Annotated in this window: 15 protein-coding genes, 2 pseudogenes and 1 riboswitch; of the genes and pseudogenes, 9 read left to right on the forward strand and 8 right to left on the reverse strand. The window is 68.9% G+C overall.

Annotated elements, in window-relative coordinates; all coding sequences use genetic code 11:
• The first annotated feature begins 29 nt into the window (after nt 1–29).
• Nucleotides 30–704: a glycerophosphodiester phosphodiesterase gene (locus DEJ48_RS10630; RefSeq protein ID WP_150215911.1), complete on the forward strand. Its 675-nt coding sequence runs from the start codon at nt 30–32 to the stop codon at nt 702–704.
• A 219-nt stretch (nt 705–923) separates the two neighbouring features.
• Here DEJ48_RS10630 and DEJ48_RS10635 read toward each other — a convergent pair whose 3' ends face one another.
• From DEJ48_RS10635 to DEJ48_RS10645, 3 genes are all read right to left on the reverse strand, one after another.
• Complete coding sequence (locus DEJ48_RS10635) at nt 924–2108, reverse strand: spermidine/putrescine ABC transporter substrate-binding protein (protein WP_223831990.1); 1185 nt, start codon at nt 2106–2108, stop codon at nt 924–926.
• A gap of 120 nt (nt 2109–2228) precedes the next feature.
• The gene (locus DEJ48_RS10640) at nt 2229–4829 is read right to left on the reverse strand and encodes an MXAN_6230/SCO0854 family RING domain-containing protein (protein WP_150215912.1); all 2601 of its coding nucleotides are present in this window, start codon (nt 4827–4829) and stop codon (nt 2229–2231) included.
• Between the two features lie 172 nt (nt 4830–5001).
• Nucleotides 5002–6441 carry a gamma-aminobutyraldehyde dehydrogenase gene (locus DEJ48_RS10645; protein WP_150215913.1) on the reverse strand — a complete coding sequence of 480 codons (1440 nt, stop codon included), beginning with the start codon at nt 6439–6441 and terminating at the stop codon, nt 5002–5004.
• Nucleotides 6442–6606: 165 nt separating this feature from the next.
• On the opposite strand from DEJ48_RS10645, the gene DEJ48_RS10650 reads away from it, so the two are divergent.
• From DEJ48_RS10650 to DEJ48_RS10675, 6 genes and pseudogenes are all read left to right on the forward strand, one after another.
• Nucleotides 6607–7152: an Lrp/AsnC family transcriptional regulator gene (locus DEJ48_RS10650; protein WP_190537321.1), complete on the forward strand. Its 546-nt coding sequence runs from the start codon at nt 6607–6609 to the stop codon at nt 7150–7152.
• On the forward strand, nt 7137–8516 hold the full coding sequence (locus tag DEJ48_RS10655; RefSeq protein WP_150215915.1) for an aspartate aminotransferase family protein: 1380 nt from the start codon (nt 7137–7139) through the stop codon (nt 8514–8516). Before DEJ48_RS10650 ends, DEJ48_RS10655 begins: the two co-directional genes overlap by 16 nt.
• Nucleotides 8517–8702: 186 nt before the next feature.
• Nucleotides 8703–9494 (forward strand): annotated as a pseudogene (locus DEJ48_RS10660) (ABC transporter ATP-binding protein); the annotation flags it as partial.
• 332 nt (nt 9495–9826) lie between these two features.
• Nucleotides 9827–11092: a hypothetical protein gene (locus DEJ48_RS10665; protein ID WP_150215916.1), complete on the forward strand. Its 1266-nt coding sequence runs from the start codon at nt 9827–9829 to the stop codon at nt 11090–11092.
• A 101-nt stretch (nt 11093–11193) separates the two neighbouring features.
• Nucleotides 11194–11598, forward strand: a complete 405-nt coding sequence (locus DEJ48_RS10670) for a VOC family protein (RefSeq protein WP_150215917.1) — start codon at nt 11194–11196, stop codon at nt 11596–11598.
• A 37-nt stretch (nt 11599–11635) separates the two neighbouring features.
• Complete coding sequence (locus DEJ48_RS10675; protein WP_150215918.1) at nt 11636–12781, forward strand: LOG family protein; 1146 nt, start codon at nt 11636–11638, stop codon at nt 12779–12781.
• A gap of 25 nt (nt 12782–12806) precedes the next feature.
• On the opposite strand, the pseudogene DEJ48_RS10680 reads toward DEJ48_RS10675, so the two are convergent.
• The 5 genes and pseudogenes from DEJ48_RS10680 to rlmN all read right to left on the reverse strand — a co-directional run bounded on the left by DEJ48_RS10680 (nt 12807) and on the right by rlmN (nt 18850).
• Nucleotides 12807–13597, reverse strand: a pseudogene (locus tag DEJ48_RS10680) (maleylpyruvate isomerase family mycothiol-dependent enzyme).
• A gap of 85 nt (nt 13598–13682) precedes the next feature.
• Entirely contained in the window at nt 13683–14711 is a 1029-nt protein-coding gene (locus DEJ48_RS10685) for an ABC transporter ATP-binding protein (RefSeq protein ID WP_150215919.1), read from the reverse strand.
• On the reverse strand, nt 14711–16402 hold the full coding sequence (locus DEJ48_RS10690; RefSeq protein ID WP_150215920.1) for an ABC transporter permease: 1692 nt from the start codon (nt 16400–16402) through the stop codon (nt 14711–14713). Before DEJ48_RS10690 ends, DEJ48_RS10685 begins: the two co-directional genes overlap by 1 nt.
• The gene (locus DEJ48_RS10695) at nt 16378–17478 is read right to left on the reverse strand and encodes a thiamine ABC transporter substrate binding subunit (RefSeq protein WP_150215921.1); all 1101 of its coding nucleotides are present in this window, start codon (nt 17476–17478) and stop codon (nt 16378–16380) included. The genes DEJ48_RS10690 and DEJ48_RS10695 overlap by 25 nt, the downstream gene beginning before the upstream one ends.
• Before the next feature lie 76 nt (nt 17479–17554).
• A riboswitch (TPP riboswitch) is annotated at nt 17555–17671 on the reverse strand.
• Between the two features lie 72 nt (nt 17672–17743).
• Entirely contained in the window at nt 17744–18850 is a 1107-nt protein-coding gene (gene rlmN / locus DEJ48_RS10700; protein WP_150215922.1) for a 23S rRNA (adenine(2503)-C(2))-methyltransferase RlmN, read from the reverse strand.
• 506 nt (nt 18851–19356) lie between these two features.
• On the opposite strand from rlmN, the gene DEJ48_RS10705 reads away from it, so the two are divergent.
• Nucleotides 19357–20163: a hypothetical protein gene (locus tag DEJ48_RS10705; RefSeq protein WP_150215923.1), complete on the forward strand. Its 807-nt coding sequence runs from the start codon at nt 19357–19359 to the stop codon at nt 20161–20163.
• Between the two features lie 46 nt (nt 20164–20209).
• Nucleotides 20210–23341 carry a DEAD/DEAH box helicase gene (locus DEJ48_RS10710; RefSeq protein WP_150215924.1) on the forward strand — a complete coding sequence of 1044 codons (3132 nt, stop codon included), beginning with the start codon at nt 20210–20212 and terminating at the stop codon, nt 23339–23341.
• The last annotated feature ends 41 nt before the right edge of the window (nt 23342–23382 follow it).

Below are 23382 nucleotides of genomic sequence, written 5' to 3' on the forward strand. Positions count from 1 at the left end.
TGTCCGCATCCCGTGACCACAATGGGCCCATGCGCACCGTGACTGCTGTGGCCCACCGAGGCGATCCCTACCGCGTCCGCGAGAACACCCTCCCGTCCCTGCGCTCCGCGTTCGACCGGGGCGCGGACGCGGTGGAGATCGACGTCCGCCTGAGCGGCGACGGCGTACCCGTCCTGCTGCACGACCCGACCCTCAAGCGCCTGTGGGGGTACGAGCGACCGCTCGCCGCCCTGTCGTCGGCGGAGGTCGAGGGCCTCACCGAGGGTGGCATCCCGACCCTCGCGGCGGCCCTCGCGGCCACCGAGGGGCACCGGCTCATGATCGACCTGCCGGGGGCGACGTACGACGCCGTGCGCACGGTCATCGGGGTCGTCGCCGAGTGCGGGGCGACGGAGCGGGTGTACTACTGCGCGGGCGGGCGGACGATGCTCGCCGTGCGCGAGGCGGACCCGGCCGCGGAGATCGCGCTGACCTGGACGACCACCGCCCCGCCCCGCCCCGTCCTGCTGGACGCGGTGAAGCCGCGCTGGCTCAACCTCCGCTTCCCGCTGGTCGACCGCGAACTGACCCTCCACGTGCACCGGCAGGGCCTGCTCGTCTCCGCCTGGACCCCGGACACGCGCCGCTCGATGCGGCGCCTGATCGACACGGGCGTCGACGCGATCACCACGAACCGCATCGACGTCCTGCACGGTCTTCGCTGATCTCACGACAACCCCTGGGGGCCGCTGACGCAGCGCGTCATCAGGGCCGCACCAAGGGCATGCGGCTCGCGGACCTCGGGCAGCGCGGGTTCGCGTTCACCGCGGCGGGCCACGCGGCCCGGCTCAACGGCGCCCTGACGTTCGTCACGTGGCCCGCCGAGGACATCCGGGAGGCGGTGCACAACCACCGCCGCGGACGCCGCCGCTCCGGCCAGCCTGCTACAACCCCGCCAACGCGTTCCACCGCTTCGCGAACTCCGTGCGCTCCTTCGACGTGATGTCCCGCGCGATGACGAGCCGCTTGCGCATCGCGTCGTCGGGGAAGATCAGCGGGTCCTCGGCGAGGGCGGCGCGTTCCTTGTCCTTGGAGGAGGCGAGGACGTCGCGGGCGGCGGGGACGGGGCAGACGTAGTTGACCCAGGCGGCGAGCTCCGCGGCGACCTCGGGGTCGTAGTAGTGGTCGATGAGCCGCTCGGCGTTCTGCTTGTGGCGGGCCAGGTTGGGCACCATCAGGGACTCCGCCCACAGCTCCGCGCCCTCCTCGGGGACGACGAACTCGATGTCCGGGTCGTCCGCCTGGAGCTGGATGACGTCGCCGCTGTAGGCCTGGCAGGCGAGGACGTCGCCGCTGGAGAGGTCCTTGATGTAGTCGTTGCCGGTGAAGCGGCGGATGTGATGGCTGTTCACCATCTTCTCGACCTTGTCGCACATCCGGTGGAAGTCGTCCGCCGTCCACTTCCTGATGTCGACGCCGTCGCCCTGGAGGAGCAGCGCGAACGCCTCGTCGAGGCCGGAGAGGAGGGTGACGCGGCCCTTGAGGTCATCGGCCCACAGGTCGGAGACCTGCTTGAGCTCGCGGCCGACCTTGCGCTTGTTGTAAGCGATGCCGGTGATGCCCGACTGCCACGGGACGGTGTACTTGCGCCCCGGATCGAAGTGCGGCGACCGCAGGAGCGGGTCCAGGTACTTGGTCACGTTGGGCTGGCGGGCACGGTCCATCTCCTGGACCCAGCCGAGCCGGACGAAGCGGGCGCACATCCAGTCGCTGATGACGATGAGGTCGCGGCCGGTCTCCTGGTGGTTCATCAAAGACGGGCTGATCTTGCCGAAGAACTCGTCGTTGTCGTTGATCTCCTCCGTGTAGCGGACGTCGATCCCGGTCCGCTTCTCGAAGGCGTCCAGCGAGGGCCGCTTCGTCTTGTCGTTGTCGTCGGTGTCGATGTACAGCGGCCAGTTGGCGAAGGCCAGCGTCCTGTCCCTGCGCGAGTCGTCGCTCGCCGCCCGCTCCCCCGGCTCGATGTACGCGGCGGGCACCCCGCATCCGGCGAGCGCGCCGACGGCCGCACCGCCGCCCAGGACGCGGAGCAGGGAACGGCGGGACACGGAGGAGGTCATGGAGGTCATGGGGTTCGCTCGCACCCCGGCAGCATGCGCCCTCGTCCGTCGGCGCGGCAATGGACGCAGCGTCGAGCCCCGCCGCGAGGAGCCGACACCTTGTCGATCACCCCGGGCGTACGCACTCACTCACGCGGGCTCCAGCCACCCCGCCAGGTCCCCGGCGGTGACCCGCTCCGGCGCCGCCTCGTCCACCGGCCCCGGGTAGAGGCGGTACGCCGTGCCGGACGCCGCGTCCTGCGCGCCCGGCAGGTCGCCGTGCACCAGCGCGAGCAGGGCGGTCCGGTCCGTCAACTCCGCCTCCGCGCACAGCGCGTCCGGCTCCCAGCCGTCCCGTATGCGCAGCGCGAAGTCGGCGCGCGGCTCGCCCTGCGCACGGCGGTAGCCCCACAGGACGTGGCCGCGTCCGCGCACGTACACGTCGCCGTCGGTGCGGGCCGCCGCCGTCCAGCAGGCCAGGTCCCACAGCGTGGCCCGGCCGCACGGCTGGAAGGTGTCGAGCAGGTCGTTGCCCATGCGGCCGATCTGCTCGCGGTAGCGCCACACGGCGTGGTGGGTGCCGGTCGTGGCGAGGGTGACGTCCGTCCACCAGGCGCGCCGCGCCCGCAGGTCGACGATCATGGGCACGGTCAGCTTCGCGTCGCCCGCGAGGTCGAAGCGCTGCCGGACCGTGCGCGGGTCGTAGACGGCCCGGTCCTTGCCCGTGACCGCCATGAACCCCGTGAAGGCGTCCGGGAGTTCGTCGAAGGGGATGTCGTTGTACGAGAACACCGCGGGCACCACGAACCGCACCCCGGTGTGCGCGAGCCGCGGCAGGTCGAGGTCCAGGTACTCGGTGGCGCCCTGCGGGGCGGGCGCGGAGGTGAGGTCCCCGGAGTGCCGGGCGGCGCCGCCCGCGTACTCCAGCTGTGTGTAGTCGCAGAGGCCGATGAAGCGCCACAGGTCGTCGTAGAGCGCGACGGACAGGTCGAGGTCGACGCGGACGCCCTTGGGCTGCGTCCAGTGCAGGAAGAGACGCACGGTCTCGCTGTCCGCGGGCACGGGCAGGGAGCTGCCGCGCGGCACGGCGACCAGCGAGGCGGCCGACGCCCGCTCGGCGAACGGTACGGGCAGGTCGGCGAGCGCGGCGTCCAGGACGGCCACGTCGTACCGCTCGCCGTCGCGTTCGGCGAGGCGGCGCACCGCCTCCGCCTCGATGAGCTCACCGGCGCGGCCCGCCACCCGGGCGGGCAGCGGCGGCCGGTGGTCCTCGACCGCGTACGCCTGGGTGACGCGGCCGCGCGGGAAGAAGACGCGGCGGTGTCCCGGCACGGCACGGACCTTCATGCGGCCGTACGCGCCGAGCAGCGGCCCGGGGCCCGAGTGCGGCAGGGCGGCGGCGAGCGCCTCGGCGACGGCGTCCGGGAGCGTCGCCGAGCCGGAGCGGGCGAGCAGCAGGTCGAGGCGGCGCAGGAGCTCGCCGGGCCGCTCGCGGAGCAGGCGCACCGCGGCCTCGACGTCCCAGCGGCCGAGCGCCTCCTCGACGCGTGCCTGCCAGGTGACGACGCGCAGCCGGTCGCCGGCGAGGCGGACGTCGTCGTGCCGGGCCGCCTCGGCGAGCAGTATCTCGCCGAGCGCGCCGTCGTCGACGCGGGTGCCGCGCAGGGCGGCGAAGGCGAGGGCCACGCGCGCGTGGCGGCGGGCGTGCTCGAAGGGGTGCAGGATTTCACCGACGTGCTTCCACGCGCGCGGGTGGCGTGCCATGTCCTCGGCGAGGCGCCGGAACTCGAACCCGTCGAGCAGGGCGAGGAGTTCGCGGCGTACGGGGCGCGGCAGGCCGCGCAGGCGCGGGATTTCGAGCAGGTCGGGGTCGCCCCCGGAGCGTACGACGAGGAGGCGCAGCACGTCGGTGGCCGTGTCCGCGTACCGTCCGATCAGCGGGCGCACGGCGGACAGGTCGAGGAGCGGCGCGAGGGCGAGGGCCTTGCTCTCGCGCAGCGGAATGACGGGCGGAAGCCACTCCGCGGCCGCCGCCGGGTCCAGGTTGCCGAGGAGCAGGACGAGGTCGTCGTGGTCCTGCGGGTTCAGGGGGGTGCGGCGGGCGAGCAGCGCGGCGAGTTCGGCGGCGGCGTCGCCGGGCGCGCCCAGGCGCAGGGCACGCAGGACGGGGCCGCCGTCACCGTCGAGACCGGCGCCGGTGTCGAGCCAGGGGTCGACGGGGCCGTCCGTCTCGTAGCGCTTGTCGCAGATCGGGCACTCGTACCACTCGCAGCACTGGTCGCAGCAGTTCCAGGGGACGATCTTCGTGCCGAGGCAATCGTCGCACAGGAGGTGGGCGCACGGGTCGAGCGCGCGCACGCTCGACGTGGTGCCCGCGCAGTTCATGCAGGGCTGGTGCTTCTGCGCGGCGAGATGCTCGGCGACGACGGTGGTGTACCGCTCGTACGCGGGCTGGTAGGCGGTCTCGGCGGGGAACCGCGCGAACAGCGGGGCGTGGTGCCGGTCGGAGCCCATCAGGGCGTCGACGTCGGCGAGCAGCTTCCGCCCGGTCGCCGCGAGGCCGTCGGCGGACAGCGCGGTCAGCGCGCGGCGCAGCGGGGCGGTCAGCAGGTGGCCGCGGTCGGCGAGTTCGGCTTCGAGGACGACGACGCCGGCGGTGGTCACGGCGGACGGTCCGGGTCCCTCGGGGACGTACACGCTCTGCCGACGGCGCAGCAGCATCCCCAGGAGGTCGTCGTTCGTCGTCGTCATCAGGTTCCACCCCCATGGTGCAGAGAAGAGCGGGGGCGGGGAGTGGGTGCGCTACGGATCTTTTGCAGAGAAGAAAAAGAAGGAAGCACACCGCGGAGCCGCCCCCGCGTACGCGACGGTACGCGAGGGCGGCGGGGCCGGGCACCTCAATAAGGCCCAGGCCAGAGCAGTACTAGCCCTCGATGGACGTCATCACGTGCTTGATGCGCGTGTAGTCGTCGAAGCCGTACGCCGAGAGGTCCTTGCCGTAGCCGGACTTCTTGAAGCCGCCGTGCGGCATCTCCGCGACCAGCGGGATGTGCGTGTTGATCCAGACGCAGCCGAAGTCGAGGACCTTGGACATGCGCATCGCGCGCGCGTGGTCCTTCGTCCAGACGGAGGAGGCGAGCGCGTATTCGACGCCGTTCGCGTACTCGACGGCCTGCGCCTCGTCCGTGAAGGACTGGACGGTGATGACCGGGCCGAAGACCTCGTTCTGGATGATCTCGTCGTCCTGCTTGAGGCCGGAGACGACGGTCGGGGCGTAGAAGTAGCCCTTCTCGCCGACCCGCTGGCCGCCGGCCTCGACCTTGGCGTGCGCGGGCAGCCGGTCGATGAAGCCGGAGACCTGCTTCAACTGGTTGGCGTTGTTCAGCGGGCCGTAGAGCACGTCCTCGTCGTCCGGCTGACCGGTCTTCGTGTCGGCGGCCGCCTTGGCGAGCGCGGTCACGAAGTCGTCGTGGATGGACTCGTGGACGAGCACGCGCGTGGCGGCCGTACAGTCCTGGCCCGCGTTGAAGAAGCCCGCCATGGAGATGTCCTCGACGGCCTTGGCGATGTCGGTGTCCTCGAAGACGACGACGGGCGCCTTGCCGCCGAGCTCCAGGTGGACGCGCTTGAGGTCCTTGGAGGCGGACTCGGCGACCTGCATGCCCGCACGCACCGACCCGGTGATGGAGGCCATCGCCGGGGTGGGGTGCTCGACCATGGCACGGCCGGTGTCGCGGTCGCCCGTGACGACGTTGAAGACGCCGGGCGGCACGATGGAGCCGATGATCTCGGCCATCAGGACGGTCGACGCGGGGGTCGTGTCGGACGGCTTGAGGACGACCGTGTTGCCCGCCGCGAGCGCCGGGGCGAACTTCCAGACGGCCATCATCATCGGGTAGTTCCACGGCGCGACCTGCGCGCAGACGCCGATCGGCTCGCGGCGGATGATGGAGGTCAGACCCTCCATGTACTCACCCGCGGCGCGCCCTTCGAGCATCCGGGCCGCGCCCGCGAAGAAGCGGATCTGGTCGACCATGGGCGGGATTTCCTCGGACCGGGTCAGTCCGGTCGGCTTGCCCGTGTTCTCGACCTCGGCGGCGATGAGGTCCTCGGCCCGCTCCTCGAACGCGTCGGCGATCTTGAGCAGGGCCTTCTGCCGCTCGGCGGGGGTGAGGTCGCGCCAGGCGGGGAACGCGTCGGCGGCGGCCTTCATGGCGGCGTCCACGTCGGCCTGGGCGGACAGCGGCGCGGTCGCGTAGGCCTCGCCGGTCGCCGGGTTGATGACCTCGGTGGTCCGTCCGTCGGCCGCGTCCCGGAATTCTCCGTTGATGTAGTTGCGCAGACGGCGCAGCTCGGTGGTCACTTCCGCGGCCCTCCAAGTCAGATGTCCAGTGGATGAGACACCCACCCTAGTCGCTGCACCGACGCTTTCAACATACCCAGCCGCCCAGAACTGCGGAATCCGTGAGTATTGAAGTTCGAAACAACGAATTTCAACGGTTGAGCCTTGCGGAAGTGACGAGACGTCGTGCAGAGTGAGGTCGTGGCCAGTCGCAGCGCAGACCCCAGCACCCCTCGCAGCTCCCGCACCGGAAACCCTGGCGGAAGCGGCGGTGGGAACGGCACCCCTCCCGTGGACGCCGTATCTCTGGCGATCATCGAACAGCTCCAGGAGGACGGACGCCGTCCGTACGCCGCCATCGGCAAGGCCGTCGGCCTGTCCGAGGCAGCCGTGCGCCAACGCGTCCAGAAGCTGCTCGACCAGGGCGTGATGCAGATCGTCGCCGTCACGGACCCGCTCACCGTGGGCTTCCGCAGGCAGGCGATGGTCGGTATCGACGTCGAGGGCGATGTGGACCCGGTCGCGGACGCCGTGGCCGCCATGCCGGAGGCCGAGTACGTGGTGATGACCGCGGGCTCGCACGACCTCCTCGTGGAGATCGTCTGCGAAGACGACGACCACCTGCTCGAAGTCATCAACAAGCGCATCCGCGCCCTCCCCGGCGTGCGCTCCACCGAGAGCTTCGTCTACCTCAAGCTCAAGAAGCAGACCTATATGTGGGGAACCCGATAGCCGTGAGCAAGGACCTCAGCCAAACCGCCTACGACCACCTGTGGATGCACTTCACCCGCATGTCGTCGTACGAGAACGCGCCCGTCCCCACCATCGTGCGTGGCGAGGGCACCTACATCTACGACGACAAGGGCAAGAAGTACCTGGACGGCCTGTCCGGCCTCTTCGTCGTCAACGCGGGCCACGGCCGTCACGAGCTCGCCGAGACCGCCTACAAGCAGGCGCAGGAGCTGGCCTTCTTCCCGGTGTGGAGCTACGCCCACCCGAAGGCCGTCGAGCTGGCGGAACGTTTGGCCGACTACGCGCCGGGCGACCTCAACAAGGTCTTCTTCACCACCGGCGGCGGCGAGGCCGTCGAGACCGCGTGGAAGCTGGCGAAGCAGTACCACAAGCTCAACGGCAACCACACGAAGTACAAGGTCATCTCGCGCGCGGTCGCCTACCACGGCACCCCGCAGGGCGCCCTGTCCATCACCGGTCTGCCCGCCCTGAAGGCCCCCTTCGAGCCGCTGGTCCCGGGCGCGCACAAGGTGCCGAACACCAACATCTACCGCGCCCCGATCCACGGCGACGACCCCGAGGCCTTCGGCCGCTGGGCCGCCGACCAGATCGAGCAGGAGATCCTCTTCGAGGGCCCGGAGACGGTCGCCGCCGTCTTCCTGGAGCCGGTGCAGAACGCGGGCGGCTGCTTCCCGCCCCCGCCCGGCTACTTCCAGCGCGTGCGCGAGATCTGCGACCGGTACGACGTGCTGCTCGTCTCCGACGAGGTCATCTGCGCCTTCGGTCGCCTCGGCACGATGTTCGCCTGCGACAAGTTCGGCTACGTCCCGGACATGATCACCTGCGCCAAGGGCATGACCTCGGGCTACTCCCCGATCGGCGCGTGCATCATCTCGGACCGCATCGCCGAGCCGTTCTACAAGGGCGACAACACCTTCCTGCACGGCTACACCTTCGGCGGCCACCCCGTCTCGGCCGCGGTCGGCATCGCCAACCTCGACATCTTCGAGAAGGAGGGCCTGAACCAGCACGTCCTCGACAACGAGGACGCGTTCCACCAGACCCTCCGCAAGCTGCTCGACCTGCCGATCGTCGGCGACGTCCGCGGCAACGGCTTCTTCTACGGCATCGAGCTCGTGAAGGACAAGGCCACCAAGGAGACGTTCAACGACGAGGAGACGGAGCGCGTCCTGTACGGCTTCCTCTCCAAGGCGCTGTACGACAACGGCCTGTACTGCCGTGCCGACGACCGCGGCGACCCGGTCGTCCAGCTCGCCCCGCCGCTGATCTCCACCCAGGAGACCTTCGACGAGATCGAGGGCATCCTGCGGCAGGTCCTCACCGAGGCGTGGACGAAGCTCTGATCGGTTCGTAACAGGTTGTGATCAACACCGGCCCGGGGGCCGCCGTTCGAGTGAGAACGGCGGCCCCCGGGCCGCGTCGTTTCCGGACGGGTCCGCCCGTATCCCTACCGTGCCCAGTGACCGATCGGCCCCGCCTTCGTTCCCCCGTACGGGGGAGTCGAGCTGATCTGAACCGAGGTGTACGCCATGGTGGCCCCGCCGGACAACGACGTGCTGTGGGCACGCGCCCTACATGTCACACACAACGGCTCCCCCGCCCTCACCGGCGTCTCGCTCGGTGTCCGCGAGGGCGAGATCCTCGCCGTCAACGGCCCGCGCGGCAGCGGCAAGACGACGCTCCTGCAGTGCCTCTCCGGCCAACTGCTCCCCCAGCAGGGCGAGGTGTGGTTCAACAGCACGCCCGTCCACACGATGGGCCCGCTCGTACGCGAACGGCTGCGCCGCGACCGCTTCGGCTGGATCGACCCCGAACCGCACCTCGTCCCCGAGCTCACCGCCTGGGAGAACGTCGCCCTGCCGCTGATGCTGCGCGGCGCCTCGCACCGGGTCTCCAAGCCCGCCGCCCAGGAGTGGCTGGACCGTCTCGACATCGGCGACTGCGCGCGGAAGCGGCCGCACGCGCTGCTCCAGTCGGAGCGGCAGCGCGTGGCCATCGCCCGTGCCCTGGTCACCACGCCGTCCGTGCTCTTCGCCGACGAGCCCACCGCTCCCCTGCACCGCGCCGACCACACGCTCGCCCTGCGCACGCTGACGACGGCGGCCCGCTCGCACGGCATCACGGTCGTCCTCGCCACGAACGACCAGGCGGTCGCCACGCTGGCGGACCGCACGGTCAGCCTCTTGGACGGCCGACGGGTGAGCACGGTGCATCTGCCGGGGGTGGAGAGGGGGGAGAGGGCTGGCGGGTCCGGGGGAGGTGAAGGGGCGAAGACCGAGAAGGCGGTCGCCGCTGGGCCATCGGGCACCGCGGGCTCCTCGGGCTCGGGCACCTCAGGCTCCTCGGGCACCTCAGGCACCTCGGGCTCCGTAGGCGCCTCAGGTCCCACAGACACCAGGCACCCCGTAAGCACCTCAGGGCGCACAGACACCGAACACGCCACAGGCACCAGGCACCCCGCAGGCACCACCAGCACCGCGGCCACCGGCACGCCGACAACCGCGGCCACGCCCGCGCCCGCGACCAAGGCCACGCCCGCGGAAACGGACACCCCCACGCCCACACCCAAGGCCACGCCCCCGACCTCGGCAAGCACCGCCGAAGCCACCCGTTCCGCCGGTGTCGCCTCCCCCACCCGGACGGAAGGGGCCGCGTGCTCGCTTTCCGTCTAGCCCGGGGCGCCCACCCCGTCGTCCAGCTCCGACGGCTCCTCGTCGCCGCCGCCTCCGCCGGCACCGGCTTCCTGCTGCTCTGCACCCTGGCGTACGCGATGGAGCGCCCCGGAGCGGGCGCCGGGCTGCGCCTCGCGTGGTGTGTCGCGCCGATCGCCGCCACCGTCTACTTCGCCGTCGCCGTCGCCCGTACCGACCCCGGCACCCGCCCCCGCAGCGGGCTCTCCGCGGTGGGCCTCGGCCCCGGCCGGCTGATGATGCTCGCCGCCGTCTCCACGGCCGTCGCCTGCACGCTCGGCTCCATGCTCGCGCTGCTCTTCTTCCTGCACCTGCGCGGCGATGTCTCGGGCCTCCCCTTCGACGGGTCGGCGGCCGATCTGCTCGCCGCCGACCAGCCGCTGCCGGTCGCCGCCGCGCTCACCCTGCTCGCACTGGTGCCGATCGCCGCGTCCGCGGCGAGCGCCTTCGTACTGCGACCGCGCGCCACGAAGACCACGGCCAGGGCCGGGGGCATCACGCGCGGGGCCAAGGCCGGTCCCGCGACCGCGACCGCGTCCCGGCCCGGCACCGAGGCGGAGACCGAGTCCGAGCCCCCGGCCCGCGCGGAGCCCGGGACCGAACCCGCCGCCCCCACACCACCTCCGAGCGGCCTCCCCTGGGGCGTCGCCCTGCTCGCCGCCGGCCTCGCCGTGGAGACGTACACGAGCCGCTCGGGCACCGCTCCGAACACCGGCTTCCCCCTGCCCGGCAGCGCCGACGGCAGTCCCGCGGGCGTGCTCGCGGGATGGGCGCTGACCGCGCTCGGCCTCGTCCTCGCGGGCCCCGGCCTCACCTACCTCTGCGGGCGGCTGCTGCAGGCGGTCAGGCCCGGTGCGCTGCGCCTGCTCGCGGGGCGCGTCCTGCAGGAGGAGGCGCGGCGCATCGGACGCCCGCTCGGCGTGCTGTGCGCGGTGGCGTCGGGCGCGTACGCGTCGATCGTGCTGTACGCGGGGCCGCGCCCCGAGGCCGGTCCGCTGACCACGCTCGGCGCGCTGCTCGTCGCGGGATGCGCGGTATTGACGCTGGCCACGGCCTCCGTGGAGGCACGGCAGGCGCGCTCGGACACGACGTCCGCGCTGCTGCGGCTCGGGGCGCCCGCGACGATGCTGCGCGGTTCGGCGGCGCTCCGCGCGGGCGCGCTGTTCGCCGTGTTCGGCCCGTTGACCTGGGTCGTCGCACAGCTGGCAGCGCTGCCGTTGACCCGGTGAGAAAAAAGTTCGCGACGAGCGATGAGTTCCGGGTCGAACGCATGTCTATCCCTCCGTAAGCAGACGCGCTGACCGCGCACACACACCGGGAGAGACACACCATGTACCAGCAGATGATCTTCGTGAACCTGGCCGTGTCCGACGTCGCCGCGTCGAAGAAGTTTTTCACGGAGCTCGGTTACACGCTCAACGCACAGTTCTCGACCGACGATTGCGCGTGCGTGACGATCAGCGACACCATCGTCGCGATGATGCTGAGCAAGGAGCACTACGCGAACTTCACGCAGAAGGAGATCGCGGACGCCACGAAGGTCAGCGAGACGCTGATCTGTCTGAGCGCCGAGAGCCGCGAGAAGGTCGACGAGCTCGTCGACAGAGCGATCGCCGCGGGCGGCACGGCGGGCAAGGTCCAGGACTACGGAACGATGTACGGCCGCGGCTTCGACGACCTGGACGGCCACACCTGGGAGGTCATGTGGATGGACCCGTCCGAGGTCCAGGGCTGACCGAGGCGCCGGTGGCCGCCCTGCTTAGCATGGGCGGATGCATCCGACACCCCAGTCCGACCCGCAACCCCCCGGCGAGGACCGCGAGATCGAGACCCTCGCCGAGTTCGACGAGGCCTCCGGACGCGGCGCCCTCGCCGGGTGCCGCGTCCAGGCCGTCGACCTGACGGAGCGCACCTCCGCCCTCCTCGCGGCGGACGTGGCGGGCGCCGTCTTCCTCGGCTGCCCGATGCGGGAGGACGCGGCGGCGAGGGTGCGGGCGGGCGGCGCGCTGGTCTTCCCGCCCGTCCCCGGACTGCCGTTCAACCCGTACCGCGGGCTGCTCTACTCCGCCGACGACCTGTTCGTCGGCCTCGCCGAGGGCGGGTACGACGCGACGCCGGACGCGCACGCGTACGACTGGTTCCAGCGGACCAAGGCCGACGGGGACGTCTTCTCCTCGATGCTGCGCGCCATACACGACGACTCCATCTCGGACGCCCTCGACGAGCTCCTCGTCGGGTCCGGGGTCGTCGGTGTCATGGGCGGGCACGCGATGGCCCGCGGCACGGACGCCTACGCGGGAGCGGCCCGGCTCGGCCGCGCGCTGGCCCGCGCGGGGTTCACCGTCGCGACGGGCGGCGGCCCGGGCGCCATGGAGGCCGCGAACCTCGGTGCCTACGCGGCGCCGTTCGACGACGTCATGCTGGACGAGTCCCTCGAACTCCTCGCCAAGGCCCCGTCGTTCACGCCCTCCGTCACGGAGTGGGCGCGGGCGGCCTTCGCGGTCCGGGAGCGGTGGCCCGACGGCGGCGCCTCCGTGGGCATCCCCACATGGTTCTACGGCCACGAGCCCCCGAACGCGTTCGCCTCGCACCTGGCCAAGTACTTCGCCAACGCCACCCGCGAGGACGGCCTCCTCGCCCGCTCGAACGCGGGCGTCATCTTCCTCCCCGGCGCGGCGGGCACCGTCCAGGAGGTCTTCGACAACGCCACCCCCAACTACTACGAGTCCCGCGGCGAACCCACCCCCATGGTCCTGGTCGACCGCGCCCACTGGACCGACCACCTGCCGGTGTGGCCGCTGCTCCGGTCGCTGGCCCGCGACCGCCCGATGGAGTCCCGGATCGCCCTGGTGGACCGCGTGGAGGACGCCCCGGACGCCCTGCGGGGGCTCGGCGCGACGCCGTCCCGCACGGCCTGAGCGCATACGCCGTAACCGCGTCGGCTCACCCGAACGAAGCCCGCTCCAGCCAGAAGTCCAGCACCTCCCGCTCCCCCACGACCTCCACGCGCCCGCTGTCAAGGGACCGTCGCCGGTAGAAGGCGAGCAGCACCTCCGTGAGCGGCCCGCGCAGCGCGACCGTCGCCTTCGCGTGGCCGCGCCGCCAGGTGAACCCGTCGTCGCCGAACTCGACGAGCCACTCGGCGTCCAGGCCCTGCGGCGCGTCGGTCGCGTGCAGGTGGATGCTGCGTCCGCCGCCCTTGAGCTCCGCCGCGCTGTCGTCCGGGTCGGTGCGCTGCGCGAGGGCGACGAGGTCGAGCCACTCGTCGATGGCGTCCGCGGCGACCTCCGGGTCGACCTCGTACGGGACACCGGCGGCGATGGCCGCGTCCGCGCGGTGCACGACCAGCTCGTGCGTCATGCGGCGCGCCCAGAACGCGGCGCTGTGGTCGTCGGCCCACGACCACACGGTGGCGTCGGGGCCCGCGGCGCGGAACGTGGTCGCGCCGAGCTCCGCGGTGCGGGCCAGCCAGGCGTCGAGGGCGGCGGGGCGTCGTCCTCGGGGCCTTCGAGCTCCGGGATGTCCTCCTCCGGAATGTCCTGTCCGGCGCGCGTGGCGACCAGGCGTTCGCTCCAGCGCACCGCGCCGCCCGTGTGCCGCACGAGCCGGGCCAGTGTCCAGTCGGGGCAGGTCGGCACGGTGACCGTGAGGTCCGCGCCGGTCAGCGTCGCGCGCAGGAGGTCGAGTTGCCGGGCGACTTCGTCGCAGTACCGCTCGTGGCCGAGTGTCGTCATGGCCGAACAGTAGAGCGACGCCTGCGCCGCGACACCTGGTTTTCGGCGCCGCGCGCGGCCGCGCACACGCATCCCGAGGCGCCCCTCAGCCCAGCACCACCACGTCCTCCGCGTCGAACCCGACGCCCACCGTCTCCCCCACCTCCGGCGCCCGGCGCAACGCACACGCCGCCTCCAGGCGCGGCCCGTCCTTCGGCTGCAGGTGTACGGCGACATGCGTGCCCCGGAAGGTGCGCGCCGTGACCAGGCACGGCAGCCCCTCCTCGGCAGGCACGAGCCGCACCCCGGCCGGTCGCACCAGGATCGTGCACGGTCCGGCCGAAGTGCCCTCCTGGACCGGGATCTTGCCCCACACCGTGTCGGCGGCCCCGCCCGCCACCGTCGCCGGCACCACGTTGTCGAAGCCGAGGAACCGCGCCACGAACTCGTCGGCCGGGTGCTGCCACACCTCCAGCGGCGTGCCGGACTGGGCGATCCGCCCGTCCCGCATGACGACGACGCGGTCGGCGAGCGCGAAGGCCTCGCCCTGGTCGTGCGTGACGGCGAGGACGGTCGTACCCAACTCGTCGAAGAGTTCCCTGAGTTCGACGACCAGACGCTCCCGCAGCGAGCGGTCGAGCTGGCCGAGGGGCTCGTCGAGCATCAGCAGGCGGGGCCGCGGCGCGAGCGCCCGCGCCAGCGCCACGCGCTGCTGCTCGCCGCCGGACAGCGCGGCCACCGCACGCCGCTGTGCCTTGGGGAGGCCGACGAGTTCCAGCAACTCGGCGACCCGGTCGACCTGTTCGCCGCGCGACGCGCCGTGCATGCGCAGCCCGAAGGCGACGTTGCCCGCCACGTCCCGCTGCGGGAAGAGCTGGTGGTCCTGGAACATGAGGCCGACGCCCCGCTTGTGCGCGGGCACCCCGCGCTGGTCGCGTCCGTCGAGGACGACCCGCCCCGAGTCGAGCCCCTGGAGCCCGGCGACCGCGCGCAGCAGCGTCGACTTGCCGCTGCCGCTCGGCCCGAGCACGCAGACGATCTCGTGCTCGGCGACGTCGAGGTCCACGGCGTCGAGCGCGGCCCGCGCCCCGAAACGTACCGTCGCCTCCCGCAGACTCAGCAGCGCGTCCGTCATCAGAACTCCCCCGCGGTGCGCTCGGTCCGGACGCGTTCCAGGAGCAGCAGGGACACCGCGCACACCACCATCAGAATCGTCGAGAGGGCCATCGCCTGGCCGTAGTTGAGGTCGCCCGCGCGTCCGAGCAGGCGGGCCACGGCGACCGGCAGCGTCGGATTGTCGGGCCGCGCGATGAAGACCGTCGCCCCGAACTCGCCGAGCGAGACGGCGAAGGCGAACCCGGCGGCGATCAGCAGCGCCCGCCACACCATCGGCAGGTCGACCTCGCGCCACGCCCGCAGCGGCGACGCCCCGAGCACGGCAGCCGCCTCGCGGAGCCTGCCGTCCACCGCGCGCAGGACGGGCAGCATGGTGCGTACGACGAACGGCACGCCGACCAGGGCCTGGGCGAGTGGCACCAGGATCCAGGAGGACCGCAGATCGAGGGGTGGCTTGTCGAGCGTGATCAGGAACCCGAAGCCCACGGTCACCGCGGAGACGCCGAGCGGCAGCATGAGCAGCGCGTCGAAGCCGCGCACGAGCCGGCCCGCGCGCCGGGTGAGTGCGGCGGCGGCGAGCCCTCCGATCAGCACGGCGATGGCCGTGGCCACCACCGCGTACTGCAGCGAGTTCCCGATCGCCTCGATGGGCGGTACGAGGAAGGCGCCGCCGTCCGCCGAGGTCAGCTCCTTGTAGTACGCGAACCCGAATCCTTCGGGCCCGTCGAAGGACCGCTGCACCAGCACACCCAGCGGCAGCAGGATCAACAGCACGACCGTCGCCATGACGAACCCGAGCAGCGTCCACTGCCCGGCGCCGCGCGGCCTGCGCGCCGCGGCCGAGGCGTCGACGAGCTTCAGCGCGCTCTCGCGCCGCCGCACCGTCCACGCGTGGATCGCCAGGATCAGGCCGACCGCGGCGAACTGCACGAGGGTCAGGACGGCGGCCGTCGGCAGGTCGAGGAGCTGGGCGGTCTGCCGGTAGATCTCGACTTCGAGCGTCGAGTACGCGGGTCCGCCGAGGATCTGCACCACACCGAAGGAGGTGAAGGTGAAGAGGAAGACCATGAGCGCGGCGGCGGCGACGGCGGGCGAGAGCGCGGGCAGCGTCACCGTCCGCCACGCCTTCCACCGGGAGGCGCCGAGCATCCGCGCGGCCTCCTCCTGCCGCGGATCGAGCTGCGACCAGAGCCCGCCCACGGTCCGCACGACAACTGCGTAGTTGAAGAAGACGTGCGCGAGCAGAATCGCCCACACCGTGGTGTCCAGGCGCACGCCCCACAGCTCGTCGAAGAGCCCGCCCCGCCCGATCAGCGCGAGGAACGCCGTGCCGACGACGACCGTCGGAAGCACGAAGGGCACCGTGACGACGGCCCGCAGCACCCGCTTCCCCGGAAAGTCGAAGCGCGCGAAGACGTACGCGCCGGGGAGCGCGATCAGCAGCGTGAGCGCCGTCGACGCGAGCGCCTGCCAGGTGGTGAACCACAGCACGTGCCGGATGTCGGACTGCCCGAGCACGTCGGTGATCCGCCCGAACCGCCACACGCCGTCGATGTGCAGCCCGCGCGCGACGATCGCCGTGACCGGATAGGCGAAGAAGAGCGCGAAGAACGCGACGGGCACGGCCATCAGACCGAGCCGCGCCGCGCTCCCGCGCCGGGATCCCGCGCGTGGCCGGGGTTTCGCTACTTCAGTACGAGCGAGGTCCACGACTTGATCCACGGCTCGCGGTTGTCGGCGATCTTCTTCGGGTCCATGGTCTCGGGCTTGTCGACCGTCACGCCGTGCTCGGTGAACAGCTTCGGCAGCGTGGCACCCTCACGGACCGGGTTCACGAACATGTTGAGCGGCATGTCCTCCTGGAACTCCTGACTCGCGAGGAAGTCGAGGAGCGCCTTGCCGCCCTTCTCGTTGCCGGCGTTGCTGAGCAGGCCCGCGTACTCGACCTGACGGAAGCAGGTGCCGGTCGCGACGCCGGTCGGCGCCTGCTTCGGCTGCGGCTTGCCGTACAGCACCTCGACGGGCGGCGAGGAGGCATAGGAGACGACGAGCGGCCGGTCCCCCTTGGCCTTCTTGCCCCCCGCGGACCCGGAGAACTCCTCGTTGTAGGCCTGCTCCCAGCCGTCGACGACCTTGACGCCGTTGGCCTTGAGCTTCTTCCAGTAGCTTTCCCACCCGTCGTCCCCGTACTTGGCGGCGGTGCCGAGCAGGAAGCCGAGGCCGGGCGACGAGGTCGAGGCGTTCTCGGTGACGAGCAGATCCTTGTAAGCGGGCTTGGTCAGGTCCTCGAAGGACTTCGGCGGCGCGAGCTTCTTGTCGGCGAAGTACTTCTTGTCGTAGTTGACGCAGATGTCACCGCTGTCGACGGGCGTCACCCGGCTCCTGTCCCCGTCGGCCAGGAACTCCGGCTTGATCTTCTCCGCACCCTTGACCCGGTACGACTGGAAGAGCCCGTTGTCGACGGCCCGCGAGAGCAGCGTGTTGTCGACGCCGAAGAAGACGTCGCCCTGAGGGTTGTCCTTGGACAGGATCGCCTTGTTCACGGCGGCGCCCGCGTCACCGTCCTTGAGGACCTTGACCTTGTATCCGGACCGCTTCTCGAAGTCCTTCAACACGTCCTTCGAGACATTGAAGGAGTCATGACTGACGAGCGTGACGCTCTTCGAGTCGGCCTTCCCGGACCCGCCGTCGGAGCTGCCGCACGCGGAGACGGCGACGAGCCCGATGCCCACTGCCACGGCGGTGAACGCGACCTTCTTGGTGCTCCCTGACTTGGTGGTGCTCACTGACTTTCCTCCTGGGTGACCAGGAGAAGACGCGGCCCCGCCCGCGCACCGACGGCACGCGGGCAGGGCGCTACAGCTTGAGTGATGCCCGAACTTCCTACCCAGAATGACCTGGGCGAGGTTCAGAGGGTCTGCGGCCCACCTGTCCAAGTGGCCGCACTCTCAGCGCTGTGGCGCTCCCCTGTCGGAATATGCAGATGTGTGTACTCGTACGAGCCGTACGCCCGCCAGACTACCTCTCGCCCAGCGCTCGCCTACTGCTCGCCTACCGCTCGGCGGCGGCGAGCTGGCCGCACGCCCCGTCGATCTCCTGCCCCCGGGTGTCCCGGATCGTGACGGGCACACCGTGGGCGGCGATGGCCTCCACGAACGCCTTCTCGTCCTCGGGCCGCGAGGCGGTCCACTTCGAGCCCGGCGTAGGGTTCAGCGGAATCAGGTTCACGTGCACGGGCTTGCCCTTGAGCAGCCGCCCGAGCCGGTCACCACGCCAGGCTTGGTCGTTGATGTCGCGGATCAGCGCGTACTCGATGGAGAGCCGGCGTCCGGACTTCGCGGCGTACTCCCACCCCGCGTCCAGCACCTCCCGCACCTTCCACCGCGTGTTCACCGGCACGAGGGTGTCGCGCAGCTCGTCGTCCGGCGCGTGCAGCGAGATCGCGAGCCGGCACTTGAAGCCCTCGTCGGAGAACCGGTGAATGGCGGGCACGAGCCCCACCGTCGACACGGTGATCCCCCGCTGCGAGAGCCCGAGGCCGTCCGGCTCGGGGTCGGTGAGGCGGCGAATGGCCCCTGTCACACGGTTGTAGTTGGCGAGCGGCTCGCCCATCCCCATGAAGACGATGTTGGAAAGCCGAGCCGGACCCCCCGGAATCTCGCCGTCCCTCAGCGCCCGCATGCCATCAACAATCTGATGCACGATCTCGCCGGTCGACAGATTCCGGTCGAGACCGGCCTGCCCCGTGGCACAGAACGGACAGTTCATGCCGCAGCCCGCCTGGGAGCTGATGCACATGGTGACCCGGTCGGGGTACCGCATGAGCACCGACTCGACGAGCGTCCCGTCGAAGAGCCGCCACAGCGTCTTGCGCGTCGTGTCGTCGTCACAGCTGATGTGCCGCACCACGGACATCAGCTCGGGCAGCAACGCCTCACGCAGCTTCTCCCGCGCCCCGGCCGGGATGTCGGTCCACTCCGCCGGATCGTGCGCGTACCGCGCGAAGTAGTGCTGCGAGAGCTGCTTGGCACGGAACGGCTTCTCGCCGATGGCGGCGACGGCTTCCTTGCGCTCGGCGGGCGTGAGGTCGGCGAGGTGCCGCGGCGGCTTCTTGGCACCGCGCGGCGCGACGAAAGTGAGTTCTCCGGGTACAGGCATGGTCCTTCCAGTGTCGCAGACGCACAGACGTCGACCAGGTCACCGCGCATTGATGGGGGTCGTCATTGGTCGTCGGTGGTCGCTGTGGGTCGCCCTTCGACGGCCCACAGACGGCCCGGCGCTATCCCGCTTGAGCTGGGCAAAGGGCCGGACTCACCCGCTTGAACGCTCGCCCCTACAGCTGCCAGAACGCACAAACCGGTGGCCTGCTGCGTGTACGTGGTGACAGGCGTCTCAGCGGGGGAGGACAGAGGGTGCACGAATGGTCGCGGTTCCGCACTGCACTTGACCTGCCAGAACCCCGCCTCCGCATCAAAGGGATCGCCGCTCGCGCTCTCCTGAGCGACACACCCGAGTGCGCACTCTTGAGATACGAGGAGTTTCGACCCCTGACGCACTGTAGACATCGGCAAAGACGGTCGAGACAATCTTGGTTCGCAAGGGAGGGCGTGGGGGGCAATGTGCGCTGACAGTCGACCCCACCAGGCATGGCAGGGGACTTACGTATGGCGCAGCAATCCTCGCCGCGCATTCGTGCCGGCGAATCTGCTTTCGCAGGAGCTCAGGGCGACGTCGCCTGGTCAGGCGTTCGGTTAACGCCTGAGGTGATGGTCGAGTTAGGAGACGGTCCGTGGGCCGAGAGAGTGGGCGACTTAGAGTCCAGCGCTGCAATAATTGAGGAGCTTCGCGCACTGGCGACCACAGAGATGGCTGTGGAGACTGTGGGTGACCTCCTTGCGAGTGAAGCTGAACCGTTGCCTTGGGAGGTGGGCGAAGCCCTTGCAGAGGTTCTGCTGGAGCACTGGCACTCAGTAGTGTGGGTCTGGAACAACGCTCGGGATAGGCGTACCAGAAGAGCCAGCCTCCCTGGCGCGGACCTAGTTGGTCTTAGCGTCATAGACGGTGCGGCCACACTGCTGTTTGGCGAGGTCAAGTCATCTGCGGACGCATCTGCACCACCAAACGTCGTGTACGGCCGTTCGGGGCTGATCCAACAACTGGAGCGACTGACGGACAAGCACGCCGACCACTGGACGTTGATCAAGTGGCTTCGCGCCCGATGCTCCACGCAAGAGCACAGAGAGCTTTACAAGGCCGCTGCGTCCCGGTACGTCCAGTCTCAAGGACGCGACATCCGTCTCGTAGGCTGTCTCATTCGGGACACGAGTCCGAACGAAAGGGATGTCAGCGTGCGCGGAGCGGCCCTTGCCCGCACGGTTGTGGAGCCGATGAAGGCGCTACTGACTGCCTGGTATCTGCCAGTCACCATGGCCAGTTGGCCCTCACACGTGGGGCTTGAGAACAGTGCATGACCTCTCGTGGCTCGACGGATCACTCGACCCCGGCCTTGTCGAGCGCGTGAGCGCGCAAGCCCAACAGAGCCTGATCACCTCCGCTCTCAAGCCGGTACTGGCTGAGGGCTTTCTCCCTAACTCGGAAACTTCGGGCGATGCAGCCGACGACGTAAAGTTTGCTATGCAGTCGCTCGACCTCCTCGCATGGGACGCGATCATGGAGGACCCGAAAAGCGAGGAAGCACGAAAGCTGTGCGGTCAGGCATTTGGCATCGCGCGCACGCAGGTAGATTCCGGAATTTCAGCGGAATCGAGAATCTTCCTACTCAGGACTGCCTGTATCGGCTGGCTCTCTGATGAGACACCCCTTGCGGCACGCCTTCTTGCAGAGGTTGAAATCCCTACCCCCATACCGAACAGTGCCGGATGGGAGGAACGAATTGTCAATGGCACGGTTGATGTCTGGCTGCTCCTGCTACGCAAGCGAGGCTGGGCAGACCTTGACGCCTTGGCTTCAAGTATTTCCGCACTTCGTCGCGACCAGGAAGAATTCGAGGGTAGCTTCCTCGAAGCGGAAGGGGCTGATGCTAGGCCCGCCGCATGGGAACTGGTCTGCTATTACCATCTAATTCGATGTGGCGAATTGATTGCAGAGTTCATTGAGACAGGCTCTGTCCTAACGGACGTGCGCGGAGAGCGACGCTTCGACGTCAAGGAACGAGCCGAAACTCACTGTGATCGAGCCTTGGAAGCAGCCATTTCATCCGGGAATGTCGACCTCGAAGAGCTAGTGCGCTTGCTATCCGTTACTGGCAGTCAAATTATCGATAATAGCCTGTGGACAGTTTCTCGGGCAGTCAGCCCAGAAGTCACCAGCTTTGTCGAGTCTTTGGTTTCACGAGGGGCGGAGCGGCCCATTTTCGAGGCACTGCCACCCCAGCGTGCAGCACTCGCGGAAGAGGGCCTTATTCGATCCTCATTCCGAAGTGTCGTCGTCAGCCTCCCGACGAGTGCTGGCAAGACACTGATCGCACAGTTTCGCATCTTGCAGGCACTTAATACCTACCGACAGCAAGCAGGTTGGGTCGCTTACGTTGCCCCCAGCCGAGCCCTGGTGAACCAAGTGACGCGTCGACTGCGACGGGACCTGGGGCCGCTTAATATCAACGTAGAGCGAGTTAGCCCAGCCCTGGAAGTGGACGGCCTTGAAGCTGAAATGCTTCATGACTCTGGGGAGTCGCAGTTTGATGTACTAGTTTCAACACCCGAAAAACTTGATCTACTGCTTCGCTCAGGCTGGCAGGAAGAGATCGGTCGGCCGTTGTGCCTAGTCGTGGTCGACGAAGCACACAATATCTCTGACCCTAACCGCGGAATCAAACTAGAGCTTCTACTTGCAGGCATCAACCGCGAAGCCCGGGATGCGGCATTCTTGCTCCTAACGCCATTCATCGACAATGGCGACACCGTAGCTAAGTGGCTAGACAGCACCAGTCAGCAATCCATTAAAATGTCGCTGGACTGGACGCCAAATGATCGAATTATCGCACTAGCTTGCCACCAACCGGGCACGCGCGGCAATTACAGCATCCGGCTCGATCCACTCGTCACAACAAAAAACACTTTGAGCACAAGGACTAGTCTGCCGATCGGCGGCAACCGGCCGTTGGGATTCACCAGTTCGGCAGCGAAGGCACAAGGAAAGTTGGCGGCTGCGACAGCCTCAGTACTTGAGCTCCGCGGGCAGACCATAACTCTCGCACAACAGCCAGGGTACGCATGGACCGTCGCCCAGCAGATCGGTGAGCCCCGCCGGGAACTACCAGAGCCGAGCCCCGACCTACAAGCTGTCGCTGCGGTAGTGGGCCAGGAGTTCGGCGCGGATTTCCCCCTCGTTGGACTGCTCAAGCGAGGTGTGGGTGTCCATCACGCAGGACTACCCGATGAGATTCGAGCCTTGACGGAATACTTGATGGAGTCCGGCGAGCTCGACCATCTCGTGTCCACTACTACTATCGCTCAAGGCGTAAATTTCCCAGTTGCCAATGTCGTCATGGCATCCCACCAGTTCCCCTACGGGGAAGATATGCCAGCGCAAGACTTCTGGAACCTTGCCGGGAGGGCTGGGCGAATCGAACAGGGTCAGGTTGGCGTCGTAGCGCTGGCGGCGTCAGACCGAGCGAAGGAAACAAAGCTACGATCTTTCGTTGGGCGGAAGGTCGCAGATCTCAACTCGACCCTGATCGACATGGTGCGAATCGCCATGGCTCAGTACGGTGAGCTAAATCTGCATCAGCTATCCTACCAACCAACTTGGTCCTCCTTCGTCCAGTTCTTGGCTCACACCTATCGCCAGATCGGCGATCACGCCGAGTTCGCAAATGAGGTAGAGCAGATCCTGCGAGGCACCCTAGGATTCCAAAGCCTTCGAAGTAGTCAACCTTCGTGGGCTGCGCAACTAACTCAAGGCGTTCGCGAATATTCGGAAAGAATCACTGGAAAGCCTCTTAGCTTGGTCGACAGCACAGGCTTCTCGTGGGAAAGCGTGTCTAGCGCCCTACGAAGGCTCAGCGAAGCTCGCATTAGTGCTCAAGTTTGGGACCAGTCTCTGTATGAGGGAAGCCCTCGCCCCCTAGCGGGACTCGTGGGGGTAATGCTGGAAGTACCAGAACTACGGGAAAACTTAGTTCCCATTATCGAAGATCACCAAGATCGAACTGGTGATTTCATTTCGCGAGTAATCCAAGATTGGGTTAATGGCGCTTCCATCCCCACCCTGGCGGCACAGTACTTCAAGAAGGAAAGAGACACTGACCTAGTCGCCGTGACGAAGTGCTGTCAGCGTCTCTTCAAGATGGCACCCACCGTCGCCTGGGGGCTTTCAGCACTTCAGTCTATGACTTTGGGTGAGGATTTTGAGCGTATGAGCGACGCACGTAGACGAGAACTTCGAAATTTCCCCTCATACGCCTTCTACGGTGTTGCAAACGAGCGGGAAATCTCCATGCGACTGCTGGGCGTTCCACGCTCTGCTTCTCCGCTTATCGCTGATGCAATCCTCGGCGGAAGCACCACGTCACTGCGCGAGGCTAGGTCTCGGCTTGCCGCCCAGGGCGAAGCCACGTGGAGTCGCGCCCTTGGGTCCGTAGGTAGCTCGTACTACCGCGTGTGGCGAATCCTAGATGGCGTTAACTGAGGCAGTTGACCGTGGACGGGCAGTTCGTCGGCACGACGAAT

Origin of the sequence: Streptomyces venezuelae, assembly GCF_008642315.1 — a bacterium.
In the GTDB taxonomy this organism is placed as follows: Bacteria; Actinomycetota; Actinomycetes; order Streptomycetales; family Streptomycetaceae; genus Streptomyces; species Streptomyces venezuelae_D.